We start from the raw sequence: 15,677 nt of genomic DNA on the forward strand, positions 1-15,677 counted from the left end.
GAATGATCAGTGAAATGCGTGGCTGACCTTTTTTCTCTATGTTTGAACAAATTAAAAGACTTGGAACAGATACAGCAATCTACGGCATCAGCACTGTCCTTGCCAGATTGTTGAACTTTGCTCTCGTTCCATTATATGCAAACATTCTCACCACGTCCGAATTCGGAATTGTTGCAAACGTCTATTCCTATATTGGATTCATCTTCATTTTTTACAGTTTTGGAATGGAGTCTTCATACTTCCGCTTTGCCTCATCGAAAGAGATAGGAAGTGTCAAAGATAATTTCAGCACTCCATATCTTTCCATTGCATTGATGTCCGGACTCTTCTCTGTATTGATGATTCTTTTTTCGATACCGCTTACTTCAGTATTCCAAATTGATGCATCGCAAGCCAAAATTATTATGTATGCTGCCGTGATTTTGTTCTTTGATGCGATCGTGATGATACCATATGCATCCCTTCGATTGCAACGAAAAGCAAAATTCTTTGCGGGAACGAAGATGTTCAATATTGTCCTTACCGTTTTATTGAATATTATTACGATCTATTTCTTTCATTGGGGAATAGAAGGGATATTCTTTAGCAATCTTGCTGCATCGGTATGTACATTTTTACTGCTGTTGCCGTCAACAACTAGTCAATTTGCATTTTCTTTGCATAAAGGACTTCTGAAAGAGTTGTTGAAATTTGGATTGCCGATCGTACCCGTCGGCGTTTCCGGTCTGTTACTTCAACTGGTTGATCGACCGATCTTAAAACTGCTGATGGATGATTCCGCTGTCGGTATTTATCAGGCAAATTATCGATTGGGGATTTTTATGGCATTAATTACTGGTATGTTCGAATTTGCCTGGCGCCCGTTCTTTTTATCGCATGCGAAAGATCCGAATGCAAAAACACTCTTCGCCCGCATTATGACCTATTATCTTGCCATCAGCGCATTTATATTTTTAGCGTTATCCTTTTTTCTCGAACATATTATTCAATACAAATTTTTTGGAAAGAAATATATTCTTCCGCCAGAATACTGGTCAGGATTGGAGATCGTCCCGCTGGTGTTATTGAGTTATATCTTTAGTGGAATCGGCACAAATCTTAACGCTGGAATTCAGATTGAAAAAAAGACAAAATATCTTTTCCCAACCTCGGTGTCCGGATCAATTACAAAAATCATTCTTACTTTTCTTCTCGTTCCTCAATTTGGCATTATAGGGGCAGCATATGCAACGCTTGCCGGATATATTATGGTGGAAATTACGCTGTATTTTGTTGTCCAACGATTCTATTACATTGAATACGAATTTGCTCGCATTGCAAAACTGACTCTCTCTGTAATTGTTGCTTTTGCTTTTGTAAAAATGATTGATGCGGACATCGTTACGAAAATTTTCGTGTTTATTTTCTGGTGTTTCAGTTTATATATCATCGGATTTTTCACTCGAGGAGAGATGCAGCGAGTAAAAAATATATTCCTCAAAACGACTTGACATCAGAAGTCCGAAATCGTATCTTTACAACAAGAAATTTTGATCTTTTCCATAAAGAGTGTTGGTGTCCCGAAATGATTTCGGGGTGAAAATGGGAATTCCGTTCAATTCGGAAGCTGACCCGCAACTGTAGATGATGCACAGCATCATAAGCCAGGAGACCTGCCAATACCGATTTTGATTCACCTTCGTGGAATGAGGTGGCAGAAAGTTTTTGAACCTGAAAATTTTTCGTGCCTCATCGTATATGAGGCATTTTCATTTTAAAGCAAACCAATCACCTAAGGAGTTCGTATGAAATCCAATAAATCGATATTGATCGGAATTGTGCTGGTTTTAGCGGCTGCATTTTCCCGTTTAATTCCTCATCCAATGAACTTTGCACCAATCACTGCTATTGCGTTATTTGGCGGTATGTATTTTGATAAACGTTTTGCCCCTGTGTTACCGTTCGCGGCGTTGATTATCAGTGATTATTTTCTCGGTTTTTATGATGGAATTGTTTGGGTCTACGGCAGCTTTTTGGTTGTAACAATGCTGGGAATGTTTGCCTCGAATAAAAAATCGATTGGGGTGGTGGCCGGATCAACATTTGCCGGTTCTTTCTTATTCTTTCTCGTAACAAATTTTGGTGTATGGCAAAGTGGTTTTATGTATCCATTGACAATGAACGGCTTAATCGATTGTTATATTGCGGCACTTCCATTTTTCAGAAATGCCATTGCCGGAGATGTTTTTTATGTAACCGTCCTTTTTGGAGTGTATGAATTATCAATGAAATATCTTCCACATACTGCTGCTCAAAAAGTATAACATAGTTTTTACGAAATACGGTTCTTTATCATAACAATGTTGGTGTCCCGATACGAAATCGGGATGAAAATGGGAATTCCGTTTCATTCGGAAGCTGACCCGCAACTGTGAATTCATAATCATGGAGCCCACCTGTCAGGTGAACTCCGTGTGATGAACAAGCCAGGAGACCTGCCAATATATAGATTCAATACTCCTTCGAGGACTGAGGATGGATTGAGAAATTATTTTTTAATTATTTTTTCTTAGCCCAACGTTCATTTGATGAAGGTTGGGCTTTTTTATTTTTACACAGTGAAATATTTACTCACGATATCTTTGTTGTTCTGTACATATTCGCATTCGGAAAGTGACTCCACAAGAGTGTTTCGATTGAGTGATGTTGTTATCACCGGCACCAGAACGGCAATGCCAATAGAAAAGCTTTCAACTTCTGTTCAGATTGTTGATAGTCTTGAACTTGCGCAGAGTAACGGCATATCATTGGCAGACAAACTGAAAAATCTGTCCGGCGTTACGTTACGCGGCTACGGTGGGAACGGTGCGCTTCAATCCGTTTCCATCCGCGGAATGGGATCCGATTATGCATTGATCCTGATCGACGGGCAACGATTTACAACATTTCAAATCAGTACGGTTGATGTTGGGATTTTTTCTTTGGCAGAGGTAGAGCGGATTGAAATTTCCGGAGGGGGAAACTCATCACTCTATGGAGCAGATGCGGTGGGAGGAGTGATCAATATTATTACAAAAAAAGCGACAGGAAAATATTTTGCGTTACTTTCTAATAATGTGGGTTCGTTCGGACTGATCGGGTATCAGCTTACGGCAGGCGGCGGGAATGAACGGTTCTCATATCGGGGAACCATGAAACATCAGCACGCATCTAACGCTTTTGAGTTTGTTTTTGATGATGGCATAACACAACAAACATTGCAGCGGAGCGGTTCTGATTATTTCATCAAAAATTATTCCTTGTCAGCCCGGACATCATTCTCAGATAATATCATAACGAATTATTCATTTCGATATTCTGAGGCGGAACGAGGGCAGCCTTCCGCCGTAACGAATGCTGTTCAGAACAATCTTGCTCGTATTCATGATAAAGACGTATTCCTCAATTCTACAACAGAGATGTCGAACTCTCAGAACATCACCCTCTCAATCCCTATCACGTATCATTTTAACCAACAGAATTATGGCGATCCAAATCTGGTGATTAGCGGAATTCCTCTCTCAGCGTATTATGAGAACAATATTATCAATATCTCACCAATTCTGCGGTATTCGTTTTCGTCTGATCATCTTTTGATGGTGGGGAGTGATCTTACCGTTGCTTCCATTTCCAGTAATGAATCGATCCCTTCAAAGCGGGAACAGCTGAGCGGATTGATTTCGTCGCAGCATCATTTTCAGATTCCTTTCGAAGCGACTCTTTATCCATCGATCCGATTTGATTCCTTTAGTGATACACAAGGGGATATTTCTCCAAAGATTGGCGTTAACATTGGAGTTCTGGAAGAACCGGTACTGCATCTGAGGGCGAGTTATGGAAAAAATTACCGTGTGCCGACATTTAACGATCTGTATTGGGTCAACGGAGGAAATCCTCAGCTGCATCCAGAGCGTTCATGGAATTTTGATGCAGGATTTATCGGCGGAATTCAGCATGAAATAATCGATTTCAGTGTCGAGGCAAATTATTTTTCCATCGATGCACGAGATAAAATCGTCTGGCAGCCCGTTGCAGGAGGAATATGGTCCCCAAAAAATCTGCAATCCGTGTCATCTTCAGGAGTTGAACTGCGCGTCAATGCAAATATGTTCAACCATTTATTGATGTTGAATTATCATCATAACTTTCTGCGCACAATAAAAACGAGTGCAGATACACCAAACGATATCACGCAGAATAAAATTCTGCCGTTTGTCCCCCAGGAGATATCGTCGTTGATCATTGGAAGTTCATATGCCGGTGTGTCATTAAATATTCTTTATTCGTTTAATGGATTCCGATATGAAACAGCAGATAACAATCCCAGATTTATATTGCCAACATATGAAACGGTCGATGTGAATCTTTCCTATGAATTCAGTTTTGCTTCATATTCATTTCGTATTAGGGGAGAGGTCAATAACATTCTCAACACAGAATATCAGCAGATCCGAGGTTATCCCACCCCGTTAAGAAATTATTTGATAACCACTGAATTTTCTTTTCAATAACCATTAATCAATTACAGGAAAAACATGAAAAAATATATCGTCGCATTATTCATCATCATCGCTCTTTCAGGCTGCGACAAAACCGATCCGATAGTGCCGGCTCAAGAAAATCCCATCTCAACGAAAGGGATTTATATTCTGAACGAAGGAGGTTTTACAAAATTGAATTCTACATTGTCGCTCTTTGTTCCAGATTCGAACAAAATATATTCTGATGTGTTTACTGCAGCAAATAATCGTTCTTTAGGCGACGTTTCAAATGATATTGTTCTCTATAACAATAAAGCGTTTATTGTCGTTAACAACTCTCACAAGGTAGAGATCATTTCAACTGAAACACATAAATCCCTTGGGACAATCAATGTATCAGGGAATAGTCCAAACAAAATTGTTATTGTCAGCGACACGAAGGGATATATTACAAATCTGTATAAAGGAAGTGTGACAGCGTTTAACCCTTCAACATATGGCATCATCAAAGATAATATCTCTGTCGGATTGAATCCGCAAGGGATGGTGGTTGCGAATGGAAAGGTGTTTGTCTGTAATTCTGGTTACGGAAGCGACAGTACTGTTTCTGTCATTGATCCGATTCGTGACTCAGTCGTTGCAACAATTAAAGTGGCAAAGTCACCGACCGATATCGCTCTGGACAGCGATGGTGATGTGATTGTGTTATGCAATGGGTATATGGACTTTTCCAATTCCAAGAATGATACTCCCGGTAATATTTCGGTCATCGATCCTGTGACATATGCGGTAAAGGGAACAATTTCTCTTCCGCTTGCAACGTACGGTCATCCAAGCGAATTAGCAGTTTCAAACAAAGGATATGGTTATACGGTAGTGCAAAGCGGAGTGTTGAAATTTGATACAAAAGCAAACACAATTGTTTCGTCGAACTTTATATTAAAAACGCCGTACTCTATCGCCGTCGATAACATCACAGAACGGATTTATCTTGGAGATGCAAAAGATTTTAATTCGAATGGAAAGCTGTATGTCTACGACAAGAGTGCAACCTTAAAAGATTCAGCAACAGTTGGAATCATTCCAGGAACAATCATCTTTAAGAAATAACATTTCTTTTGTTTGGTCAAAAGGCGATGAATATTCATCGCCTTTTTTGTTTTTTATGGCTATATTCTTAAGAATTTCAACCATTTTTTAGGAATATTATGCCATCGATTTCAATATCGTCAGGATCATTAAGCGAAAATCTTAACAACCAATTCACTTCGTTTGCAACGCATTCCATTATTAATCGACTGTGGGAAAAAGATTACACAATTTGGCGGAGTGAAGAGGTTCATAAAAAATCAATCCTTAACCGCCTTGGATGGTTACAAAGTCTTGACCTGATGCTTTCCAATGTAGATACACTGATTTCATTCGGAAATGAAATCAAAAATGCCGGGTTTAAACACGTAGTGGTCTTAGGTATGGGTGGAAGCAGTCTTTGTCCCGATGTTTGCCGGGCTACGTTTGGTTCTGCAGCAGGTTTTCCACATCTGTTAGTGTTAGACAGTACTAATCCTACCTCAGTTTTGCGAATAGAACTGCAGATTGATCTTGCAAAAACATTGTTCATTGTTGCTTCAAAATCCGGCGGAACAACAGAAACGAACATGTTTTATCAATATTTTTATGACCGCGTCGGTTCCGTGAAAAAGAATCCGGGTGAAAATTTTGTTGCTGTCACCGATGCGAATACAAAAATGGAGGGGATTGCAAAGGAGAAAAAGTTCAGAAAAATATTCATTAATCCAGAGGATATCGGAGGAAGATATTCCGCTCTATCATATTTTGGACTTGTCCCGATGGCCTTGGTCGGAATGGACATCAAGAAATTGCTTCATGCCGCAGATGAGATGAGGAAACAAAGCCGATTTGAAACGGTTCAGAATCCGGCAGCGCAGATCGGTCTTATGATGGGGGAAGCTCATAATGAAGGAATCGATAAAATGACTTTCGTTATTTCCGACGAGATTGCCACATTTGGATATTGGGCAGAACAATTGATTGCTGAAAGTACCGGCAAAGAAGGGAAAGGAATTTTGCCTGTTGAAGGTGAAATAATTCCGCAACAATTTAGCAATGCAAAATTCGGATCAGACAGGTTTTTCATTTTTCTCCTTTTAGAAAAGGATGTCAATAAATATGCCGGGTTACAAAAAGAGCTTGAAGCGAAAAACATTCCTTTTGCTAAAGTGATACTGAAAGATATTTACGAACTTGGGTCTCAATTCTTTCTTTGGGAATTTGCTACTGCAATTTCAGCGATTGTATTAAAAATTAATCCATTTGATGAGCCAAATGTAAAAGAGAGTAAAGACAATACTGTTAGTGTTATTGATGAGTTTAAGCAAAACGGAAAACTTCCGGTTAAGAACAAAATAATCTCCGATGCTCAATTTGCAGTTTTTGGAGAACCTTCATACGCTTCATCACTATCCGCTACATCAGTCTCTTCCTTATTGCGGAAACATTTTTCCGGAAAAAGGAATGAGGATTATATCGCTCTGTTGGCGTACATTGACCAAAACAGTGCAAATGAAAAATTGATGTATGCTTTGAGAGAAGAGTTAACGAAATTGTACGGTCTTCCTTCGACCGTGGGCTTTGGTCCGAGATATCTTCACTCAACCGGACAATTACACAAAGGGGGAAAACCAAATGGTATATTTCTCATTATCTCCGCCAATGAGCCAAAGGATGTAACGATTCCTGACGAAATATTTACATTTGAAATATTGAAAAATGCTCAGGGACTGGGCGATTATCAATCATTTGCGAACAGATCTCGCAGATTGTTACATATCCATTTATCGGGAAGTGTTGAGCAGGGATTAACAGCACTCAAACAAATGATACTCAATTAATGAAAATGATATGAATGAATTAATTGCAGAACTCAAACATGGTCTCATAGTTTCATGTCAAAGTGAAGGTGATGATCCATTTAATGCTCCACACCTAATTGCAAAATTTGCGCTGGCCGCAAAAATGGGGGGCGCTGCCGGTATTCGCACCGAAGGTATTGAAAATATCAAAGCCGTCCGTGCAGAAGTCGATTTACCGCTCATTGGGATCATCGACGGTCAATTTGCCAATGGCTGGATTTGTGTCACTCCTGATTTCAAAGATATCGAAGAAATGTTGAAAGCCGGTGCTGATATCGTCGCGCTCGATGTTACGCCAAGGAAACGCCCCAATGGAATGGACGGTATTGAATTTTTTGAGGAAGCGAGAAATCGTTTCGATGTCCCTTTCATCGCGGATATTTCGACATTTGAAGAGGGAATTCGTGCCGCCGAAATGGGCGCGGATGCCATTGCCACAACACTCTCCGGATATACTGATTATACGCAAAAGCTGTTGACGGATGAACCCAATTTCCAATTAATTGAAGAACTTTCTCGTGCCGTAAAAATCCCTGTGGTTGCACAAGGAAGAGTGTGGACACCCCAGCAAGCGAAAGAAGCATTAATGCGCGGCGCATTTTGTGCTGTTGCCGGGAGTGCAATAACCCGTCCGCGGATGGTGACAAAAAAATTTGTTGATACGATGAGCCTTCAGATCAATTAACGAGAAAAATAACGTGCGGATCATTGAATGAAAAAAATATTGCTGTTCCTCTTTCCAATCTTTCTCTATTCTCAATCAGTATACCTCCCTGTAACACATCCACTCTACAAATATTTGGATAAGATGGAAGCGAAACAGATTATTGTTGGCTACCGTGATGTCGTGAAACCAATTTCGCGTGAAGCATTAGCAAAATTTATTATCCAAATTGACACAACATCACAATTGTTAACCGAGATAGAGCAAGAAGAGCAATTTTTTTACAAAGAAGAATTCTTTCAGGAACTAGAAAATCTCGGCTATGAAAATATTATTGAAGAACGATGGCATGTATACCAATACAAGAGTGATCCCGGGAGAGTGAATATTGATCTTATCGGAGGGGTCACCTATCGTGACCGCGCTGACAATTCATTTACAAAAGTAACGTCGAATGGGTTGAATGCATATGGGTATGTTGGGAAGACAGTCGGAGCATATTTTATGTACAGAGATAACAGTCTTTCAGGTTCATACCGCAGCGGGTCAAATCCTCTTTCTTCAGAACCCTCCCAAGTGATAGGGAATCTTGGCAGCAGATTGTATTACGACCCTGTTGAGGTACAAGTGAATGTTGATATAGGATTTGTTTCGCTGTCAATGGAAAAAATGCATAATGTTTGGGGTGCAGCGGAACAAGGGAATATCATCCTGTCAAACAAAGCGCCATCATTTCCGCAGTTAAAGATTCGCGCAAAACTCGGTGAGAATTTGGATTTCACGTATATCCATGGGTGGTTATATTCTGATATTTTGGATTCAGCCCGTTCGTATCAAAGTTCTACCGTTCCAGGCGGTCTCGGATTTCGTAGAGTCAATCGTCAAAAGTATATTGCTGCACATATGCTGGAATTCACTCCGTGGGATGGTGTTGATCTGGCAATCGGAGAGTCAGAAGTATATGGCGGTCGCAGCCCTGAATTATTATACCTCATTCCGATCATGTTCTTTAAAGCTGGTGAGCATTGGATGAATGACACGGATAATTCTCAAATGTTCTTATCTGCTGATCTGAACTTTATTAAGAATCAGAACTATTATCTATCGCTGTTTATTGATGAGATTTCAACTGAAGATTTTGCAAATACAAACCGACAACACAATCAATTGGCTTTTACTGTTGGAACAAAGTTGTATGATCTAGTTTTTTCAGATACGAAAATCATAGTTGAATACACACGGTTGAATCCGTGGGTGTATAATCACAGATTTTCGGATGATACATATCAGAGCCACAAGATCAATTTAGGTCATTGGCTTGGACAGAATGCAGATCTTTTTTCTGTCGGCGTCTATCATCGGCCTATGCACAATCTGGAGATTGGATTGTTCTTTGAATCCCTTCGCAAAGGAGGGAAAGACTCAACAGTGATGCAGTATCGGCTTCCGAGTCCAACCATATTATACAGTCCTCTTACAAAACAACAAACGTTTGGATTTGTAGGAACATATGAACCGACGAGAGATCTCATTATTGATATGAACATCTTGCTCAGTCGCTTTACAACTCAGGTAACGTCCTCAAGTTATTCTTTCCAAAATAGTCCAAATGAGTATATAATCACTTCGGACTATGCGAAAAAGTGGGACATTTTTGTCGGGATGAGGTATAACTTTGATTGATATTAAACTTACCTGCCCATGATTGTGTCAAAACGTCACGAATTGAATGAATCAAACCGATGAACTGCAGTTAATAAAAGATTTCAATAACGGGAACGAACAGGCATATAATCAGCTTGTCCTTCGTTATAAAGAAAAAATTTATTGGATTGTTCGTCGCATGATTCCAGATCATGACGAAGCAGACGATGTAACACAAAGTGTCTTTATTAAAGCCTATCATTCATTAAAGACATTCAAAGGCGATTCAAGTTTTTACACGTGGATCTATCGAATTGCCATTAACCTGTCTCTGAATGAAATTCGCAGAAAAAAGATCCGAAAAACATTTTCCATCAATGAGGAAGTTCACCAGATTCGTTCATCGGATGCTCATCCGTTAGAGTTGCTGGAAAAAAAAGAACAAACAAGGCAGATTGAAAACGCAATTGAACGATTACCGGAGAAACAAAAAAAAGTATTTCTATTGCGGTATTATGAAGAGTTACCGTATGACGAGATAGCAAAAATATTGAAGACGAGTGTTGGGGGATTAAAAGCAAATTATTTTCATGCGGTAAAAAAAATCGGAGAATATCTTAAACATGAAAAGTAAAGAGTTACATGAAGTGTTGATTGATTATGTTGAAGGTACACTATCGACAGAGAAAAAAAACGAAGTCGATCTGATGCTGACTGCTTCGCCGGAAATGCGTGAAGAGATTGAATTATTGAAAGAAACATTTACGGTGTTACAGACAGAAGAGGTATCCCCCGTCCCTGAACACTATTTCACCAATTTTTTGCCTCAGATAAGGGAAAAAATTGACAATGGTGAAAACTATACTTTTTGGTCTATTCCTGAATGGATTCACTCTTTTCTCCGGCCTGTAATGGCAGCAATAGTAATTCTGACTTTATACGGATTATATTATTCCTTCAATCCGGAGAGCATTTCGTCGCCGATCTATTCACTGGTGAGTGAATTTGAGCAAAATGAAATTACGATGCTCATGGAAGAAACATCTGCTCTTACGTTGAGCACTGCGGAAAATCTTCTCGATACCAAAGTATCCGATGAACTTTTCGGGATTGATGCATCGACGTATCAGACGGAAAATGAAGTGTTTGCATTGCTTGAAGAACAAGAAGCAGAACAGGTGGTAGAACTGTTCCAAAAAAATACGATTCCTTAGGAGATAGTATGAACTATTATAAATTTGCACTCACATATATTGTTGCATCGTTAACCATGTTTGCGCAACCGCCGGATGCCATGGGAGGCCATTTTCAGCGTCCGATGGAACGATTGGAAAGCTTTAAGAAAATTCGGATGATTGAAGCACTTAAGTTGGATGAGGAAACAGGATTAAAACTTGTGGGCCGATATAATAAACACCGTGAAAGTGTAAAAGAGCTAGAGGAGGATCGCACCAAGATAATTGAAAAACTTGATGAACAAGTTCGTTCGAATGCTACAGATTCTGATTTGCAGAAATCGTTCAACGAATTCTTTGAAATTGAAAAGAAAATATCGGATGCCCGTAAAAAATATCTTGAGGGCCTGAAAGAAATCTTTACTAATAAACAAATTGCTGAATATATGATTTTCGAAAGAAATTTTATGAAGGACCTTCGAAAAGTCGTGAAAGATGTTCAGAAAGAACGCCGACAAAAAGATTGAATACTATTCACAAAAGGGTAATAAAAAGGTGAAGCATTGTGCTTCACCTTTTTTGTTTATTTTGGTTCTCTTTAATTTTTTTGATATATTTTTACGTGATAAACAATAAACAGCATATTTATCTTGATTATAGCGCAACAACTCCGTTGGACACCGAAGTTGCCGAAGTCGTTCGACTGCATTTGAACGAGACATTCGGTAACGCATCGTCTGTTCATGCATTTGGAAGGAGTGCAAAAGTTGTTCTCGAAGAAAGCAGGGAAAAAATTGCGCGTTCAATTGGAGCTGATACAGCCGAAATATTTTTTACGTCCGGCGGCACAGAGTCAGATAACCATGCGTTGATGGGATCTGCTCTTTCGCAGCGACGCAGCAGTGGAAAAGATCATATCATCGTTTCCGCTATTGAGCATCATGCGGTTTTGGATTGTGCTGAATATCTTCATGAATTAGGGTTTACCATCTCCCGAATTCCTGTCGATTCCAATGGATTTGTTCAACCCGAAGAGATCAAAAAACTCATCACGGATAAAACATGTATTGTATCGGTGATGCATGCCAATAATGAAACCGGAGCAATTCAGCCTATCCAAGAGATTTCAGCAATAACAAAAAATTTTGGAATTCCATTCCATTCGGACACTGTGCAGACTTTTGGTAAAATTCCAGTGAATGTAAATGACCTTGGCGTTGATATTCTTGCTCTTTCTGCTCACAAGATATACGGTCCCAAAGGAATAGGCGCAATTTATATCCGAAAAGGGACAAACCTGGATGCATTCCTCCACGGCGGTGCTCAGGAACGAAAGAACCGTCCGGGAACCGAAAACATACCGTTGATTGCAGGTTTTGCAAAGGCGATTGAATTAGCGGAAAATAATAGGGAAAAACTGTATACCGCAGTATCAGATTTTCGGTCCGAACTTTTGAATATTATCAGATCATCATCTGTCGGGATAGTCCTCAATTCAATTGAGGACCGTTCCCTGCCCCATATACTTAATGTTTCGCTCGATTCGACGTACTATGAAATTGAAAGCGAAACCTTATTGTTAAATATGGATCTTCGAGGAATCGCAGTTTCCAGCGGTTCTGCCTGCACTTCAGGGAGTGTACAACCTTCGCATGTTCTTTTGGCAATGGGTCGTGATGCCAAAACTGCTCAGGCCGCAATTCGTTTTTCATTTGGAAAATTCACAACAATTCAAGAAGTTAAGAGGGCAGGGGAGACATTCTGCTCAATCGTTCAATCGTTTTTGAAGAAACCATATACCGTTTAATGAAGGATTCATATGAAAAAACTGCCGTTCCTTTTTATGATAGTTCTTTTTGGATGTTCGGACTCCGAAGAAAATGCTTCCACCAATCTGCGGAAGGGGGACGAGTTTTTCAATAAAGGGGAATATGAAATTGCGGAATATTATTATGATAAGATTCCCGAGGAAAGTCTCTTACGTAAATCCGTCAATCGTAAAATGGACGAGATCCAAAAAATCTATGCCGATCCGACATTGGATACTCGATCGACCAAAAAGAAAGAGGGTGTTTTTGTTACGAAACATACATTTACAGTTAACAACTTGGGAATTCTTCCATTACATACGATAACGGTTTTGAACAGCACAGATCAAAATCTACAGTTCGTAGAACTGGAATTTGTTTATTTTGACGACAAGGGAAAAGAAGTAAAACGCTTAACGACAGTTACGAGTACACCAGTACCGAAAAATACTCAAAAAGAATTTACAAGAATATCGCCCGGCATGGTGAATGATAAGTTCGTCCGTGCTAATGTTATCTTGACAAAACCAGTGTTCTATTGAAATAATTTTTCAATCTCGCGATATACTATCCCATACCGCAATCCGCGGTCGCTTACCGTAATTTGTTTGAGACCGCTCGCTTCCATATATCCCATTAAGATTAAAATTCCCGCCAATAAGATATCTGCGCGACCGGCGGATATCTGAGGAAAGGATGTAATTTGCGATAAAGACTTATCCTTGAGTAATCCAAACAAAGCGCAAACATCATCGTACGTAAGGGAATATCCGCTTACTTTTTCTGGAATATAATGAGGAAGATTTTGATGCAACGCTGCAAGTGTAGTTAATGTTCCGGCCACTCCAATAGAAAATGTAGAAGGGATATCGATCAGCAGTTTTTTTTGGATATGTGATGCAATGAATTCATGAGCTTCGATTAATGCTCCAATTTCCGGTGGAGAATCTTTTAAGATGCGTTCGGTGATTCTTACACTCCCAAGGTCAATGCTCACTTTTGAATGAATCTTCGATGCATTGCCGATGATAATTTCTGTGCTGCCTCCGCCGATATCAATAACTGAATAACGATCAGCTTTTCCTGCAAACTCTGAAATCCCACCGCGATATGTCCACTGTGCTTCATCGTCTCCGGAAAGGATCTCGATGTCGATCCCTGTCTTTTCTTTAATGAAAGAGATAAATTCATTTCGATTTTTTGCATCCCGAATTGCACTGGTGCCGACAGCGCAAATTGTCTCCACAGCTAAACGATCGCATGTTGTTTTATAATCGCGAAAGAATCCTTCAACACGAAGAAACGTTTCTTGATTAATAACGCGTTCAGCATCGACCCCTTTCCCTAATCGTGCGATTACCTGTTGGTCATGCACAATGCGGGTAATTCCATTCCTGTCTACATCTGCAATAAGAAGCAAGATGGTGTTTGTTCCGATATCGATAGCAGCAACTCTCATATTTTTTCTGCGACCATCCCGATCCAGTCATTTTCTTGAAGGACTGTGATCACCTTAAAATTTCGCTGCTGTAATGCTGACTCAATAATTTCACGATCACCGACTAACAGACCCGAGAAGAATATTTTTCCTTGTGGTGAAACTTTCGCCAGCATGGAATCCATCAGCTCTAAAATCGTATTGCGAATAATATTTGCAAGCACAATATCGAAATGGGCTTCAGTTACAACATCCATTGATCCAATGCGTATTTCAATGTTGTCTTGAACATTATTACGCTTTGCGTTCTCAATACCATTATCCAGAGACCATTCATCGATATCGACACCAACGACATGTTTCGCACCGAGTTTTACAGCGCCGATTGCCAATATTCCCGTTCCGGTGCCAACATCCAGAACCGTGGTTCCTGGTGGAAGATATTGTTCCATCAGTCGTATCATCAATCTTGTGGTTTCGTGATACCCAGTTCCAAACGTCATTTTTGGATCAATGATAATAACCGTTTTATTAGGATCATTAACAATGTGCCAGGAGGGGGTGATGACAAACCTATCCGAAACGTGGATTGGCTGTATTGTTTTTTCCCACTCTTCATTCCAATTTCTATTTTTGATTTCAGAGGTGCTTACATGTTCGATAAAGGAAAGCTGATACAGTTCGGAAATGTCTTTAATGACCTGATCGATTGATTCATGCCACTCATTTTTTTTGATGAAGCAGTGTATTCCACGGTCATCTTCCAAAAATCCTTCAAACGGAAAATCAGACAGTGCTGCGGGCAGAATCTCTCGTACATGCTCATCAGGAAGGACGGAAATGTGAATATCGAGATAAGTATCATTCATAATTTTTTTATCCGTTGATGGATTAATGCATCGACAGTCTCTTTATTCATTTCAAGCCAAAAAATCTGGTCTTGATAGTTTTCCTGCATTTTCCGGTCAGCTTTATTGTGTCGCACATTCATTCCATAGATGAACCAAATAAGAACGACTGCGGAAACCGCCGGGATCGTTGTCAGTTGTGTTGTTGCAATCTGTACAATCAAAGCGGCAACGCCGACAATACCGAACCAAAATGATGTTCTGCGTATATTGATCATGATATGATAGATCATTCCGAAAAAGAAAATCTTATCATGAACAGTCACAGGCATATGGTGATTTAAAATGTAAAAATAGAGGCGCCGTGCCTCGTCTTCAGTGAGCGGATGGGAGGAAGAAATTTCCCGAGATCGATCGAGAATATAAATACTCGGCTGATTTTCCTGGAACGCCTTTCGCTTTTTCGGAGTTTCTTTGGAATAAAAACTAAATCCTGCCACAATCGAAGCAAGAAAAAAGAATGGGATTCCAAATCCCAACGTTGCAAAGGGATAAAGATTGATACCAAAACCAAGGCTTAACAAATAGGCAACAACGATGAAATAAGCGCCGGGGATAACGATTCGCACGATCTCAAAAAATGCAAATCGGGTAGAAGATCCGTTCAT

Annotated in this window: 15 protein-coding genes and 2 riboswitches; of the genes, 12 read left to right on the forward strand and 3 right to left on the reverse strand. The window is 39.8% G+C overall.

What is annotated here, in order from left to right:
- The first annotated feature begins 38 nt into the window (after nucleotides 1-38).
- The 12 genes from WDA22_02160 to WDA22_02215 all read left to right on the forward strand — a co-directional run bounded on the left by WDA22_02160 (nucleotide 39) and on the right by WDA22_02215 (nucleotide 13,265).
- Entirely contained in the window at nucleotides 39-1,490 is a 1,452-nt protein-coding gene (locus WDA22_02160) for an oligosaccharide flippase family protein (GenBank protein MFA5832256.1), read from the forward strand.
- A 45-nt stretch (nucleotides 1,491-1,535) separates the two neighbouring features.
- A riboswitch (cobalamin riboswitch) is annotated at nucleotides 1,536-1,675 on the forward strand.
- Between the two features lie 109 nt (nucleotides 1,676-1,784).
- Nucleotides 1,785-2,303, forward strand: a complete 519-nt coding sequence (locus WDA22_02165; protein ID MFA5832257.1) for a DUF6580 family putative transport protein — start codon at nucleotides 1,785-1,787, stop codon at nucleotides 2,301-2,303.
- Nucleotides 2,304-2,326: 23 nt separating this feature from the next.
- Nucleotides 2,327-2,497: riboswitch (cobalamin riboswitch) on the forward strand.
- A 169-nt stretch (nucleotides 2,498-2,666) separates the two neighbouring features.
- Nucleotides 2,667-4,529: a TonB-dependent receptor gene (locus WDA22_02170; GenBank protein ID MFA5832258.1), complete on the forward strand. Its 1,863-nt coding sequence runs from the start codon at nucleotides 2,667-2,669 to the stop codon at nucleotides 4,527-4,529.
- 24 nt (nucleotides 4,530-4,553) lie between these two features.
- Complete coding sequence (locus tag WDA22_02175) at nucleotides 4,554-5,609, forward strand: DUF5074 domain-containing protein (protein MFA5832259.1); 1,056 nt, start codon at nucleotides 4,554-4,556, stop codon at nucleotides 5,607-5,609.
- Between the two features lie 98 nt (nucleotides 5,610-5,707).
- Entirely contained in the window at nucleotides 5,708-7,411 is a 1,704-nt protein-coding gene (locus WDA22_02180) for a glucose-6-phosphate isomerase (protein ID MFA5832260.1), read from the forward strand.
- Nucleotides 7,412-7,421: 10 nt separating this feature from the next.
- Nucleotides 7,422-8,117, forward strand: coding sequence for an N-acetylmannosamine-6-phosphate 2-epimerase (locus tag WDA22_02185; protein MFA5832261.1), 696 nt, complete (start codon nucleotides 7,422-7,424; stop codon nucleotides 8,115-8,117).
- Between the two features lie 27 nt (nucleotides 8,118-8,144).
- A complete protein-coding gene (locus tag WDA22_02190; GenBank protein MFA5832262.1) occupies nucleotides 8,145-9,779 on the forward strand; it encodes a capsule assembly Wzi family protein in 1,635 nt (544 codons plus the stop codon).
- Between the two features lie 46 nt (nucleotides 9,780-9,825).
- Complete coding sequence (locus tag WDA22_02195) at nucleotides 9,826-10,374, forward strand: sigma-70 family RNA polymerase sigma factor (GenBank protein MFA5832263.1); 549 nt, start codon at nucleotides 9,826-9,828, stop codon at nucleotides 10,372-10,374.
- Nucleotides 10,364-10,954, forward strand: coding sequence for a hypothetical protein (locus tag WDA22_02200; GenBank protein ID MFA5832264.1), 591 nt, complete (start codon nucleotides 10,364-10,366; stop codon nucleotides 10,952-10,954). Before WDA22_02195 ends, WDA22_02200 begins: the two co-directional genes overlap by 11 nt.
- Nucleotides 10,955-10,962: 8 nt before the next feature.
- On the forward strand, nucleotides 10,963-11,442 hold the full coding sequence (locus WDA22_02205) for a hypothetical protein (protein MFA5832265.1): 480 nt from the start codon (nucleotides 10,963-10,965) through the stop codon (nucleotides 11,440-11,442).
- Between the two features lie 95 nt (nucleotides 11,443-11,537).
- On the forward strand, nucleotides 11,538-12,722 hold the full coding sequence (locus WDA22_02210; protein ID MFA5832266.1) for a cysteine desulfurase family protein: 1,185 nt from the start codon (nucleotides 11,538-11,540) through the stop codon (nucleotides 12,720-12,722).
- 12 nt (nucleotides 12,723-12,734) lie between these two features.
- Nucleotides 12,735-13,265: an FxLYD domain-containing protein gene (locus tag WDA22_02215; GenBank protein ID MFA5832267.1), complete on the forward strand. Its 531-nt coding sequence runs from the start codon at nucleotides 12,735-12,737 to the stop codon at nucleotides 13,263-13,265.
- On the opposite strand, the gene WDA22_02220 is transcribed toward WDA22_02215, so the two are convergent.
- From WDA22_02220 to WDA22_02230, 3 genes are read right to left on the reverse strand one after another with little or no spacing between them, the layout of a single operon-like run.
- On the reverse strand, nucleotides 13,259-14,182 hold the full coding sequence (locus tag WDA22_02220; protein ID MFA5832268.1) for a Ppx/GppA phosphatase family protein: 924 nt from the start codon (nucleotides 14,180-14,182) through the stop codon (nucleotides 13,259-13,261). The two genes, WDA22_02215 and WDA22_02220, sit on opposite strands and share 7 nt — an antisense overlap.
- Nucleotides 14,179-15,030: a 50S ribosomal protein L11 methyltransferase gene (gene prmA / locus WDA22_02225; protein ID MFA5832269.1), complete on the reverse strand. Its 852-nt coding sequence runs from the start codon at nucleotides 15,028-15,030 to the stop codon at nucleotides 14,179-14,181. The genes WDA22_02220 and prmA overlap by 4 nt, the downstream gene beginning before the upstream one ends.
- A complete protein-coding gene (locus tag WDA22_02230; protein ID MFA5832270.1) occupies nucleotides 15,027-15,677 on the reverse strand; it encodes a hypothetical protein in 651 nt (216 codons plus the stop codon). Before WDA22_02230 ends, prmA begins: the two co-directional genes overlap by 4 nt.

Source organism: Bacteroidota bacterium, from assembly GCA_041658205.1.
Classification (GTDB): Bacteria; Bacteroidota; Ignavibacteria; order UBA10030; family UBA8401; genus UBA8401.

Excerpts from the sequence above, each read along its gene's own strand:
- WDA22_02230 (MFA5832270.1), bottom strand. The coding sequence starts at position 15,677 with ATGAACGGATCTTCTACCCGATTTGCATTTTTTGAGATCGTGCGAATC.
- WDA22_02205 (MFA5832265.1), top strand. The coding sequence starts at position 10,963 with ATGAACTATTATAAATTTGCACTCACATATATTGTTGCATCGTTAACC.
- WDA22_02175 (MFA5832259.1), top strand. The coding sequence starts at position 4,554 with ATGAAAAAATATATCGTCGCATTATTCATCATCATCGCTCTTTCAGGC.
- WDA22_02160 (MFA5832256.1), top strand. The coding sequence starts at position 39 with ATGTTTGAACAAATTAAAAGACTTGGAACAGATACAGCAATCTACGGC.
- WDA22_02190 (MFA5832262.1), top strand. The coding sequence starts at position 8,145 with ATGAAAAAAATATTGCTGTTCCTCTTTCCAATCTTTCTCTATTCTCAA.
- WDA22_02195 (MFA5832263.1), top strand. The coding sequence starts at position 9,826 with ATGAATCAAACCGATGAACTGCAGTTAATAAAAGATTTCAATAACGGG.
- WDA22_02165 (MFA5832257.1), top strand. The coding sequence starts at position 1,785 with ATGAAATCCAATAAATCGATATTGATCGGAATTGTGCTGGTTTTAGCG.
- WDA22_02185 (MFA5832261.1), top strand. The coding sequence starts at position 7,422 with ATGAATGAATTAATTGCAGAACTCAAACATGGTCTCATAGTTTCATGT.
- WDA22_02200 (MFA5832264.1), top strand. The coding sequence starts at position 10,364 with ATGAAAAGTAAAGAGTTACATGAAGTGTTGATTGATTATGTTGAAGGT.
- WDA22_02215 (MFA5832267.1), top strand. The coding sequence starts at position 12,735 with ATGAAAAAACTGCCGTTCCTTTTTATGATAGTTCTTTTTGGATGTTCG.
- prmA (MFA5832269.1), bottom strand. The coding sequence starts at position 15,030 with ATGAATGATACTTATCTCGATATTCACATTTCCGTCCTTCCTGATGAG.
- WDA22_02220 (MFA5832268.1), bottom strand. The coding sequence starts at position 14,182 with ATGAGAGTTGCTGCTATCGATATCGGAACAAACACCATCTTGCTTCTT.
- WDA22_02180 (MFA5832260.1), top strand. The coding sequence starts at position 5,708 with ATGCCATCGATTTCAATATCGTCAGGATCATTAAGCGAAAATCTTAAC.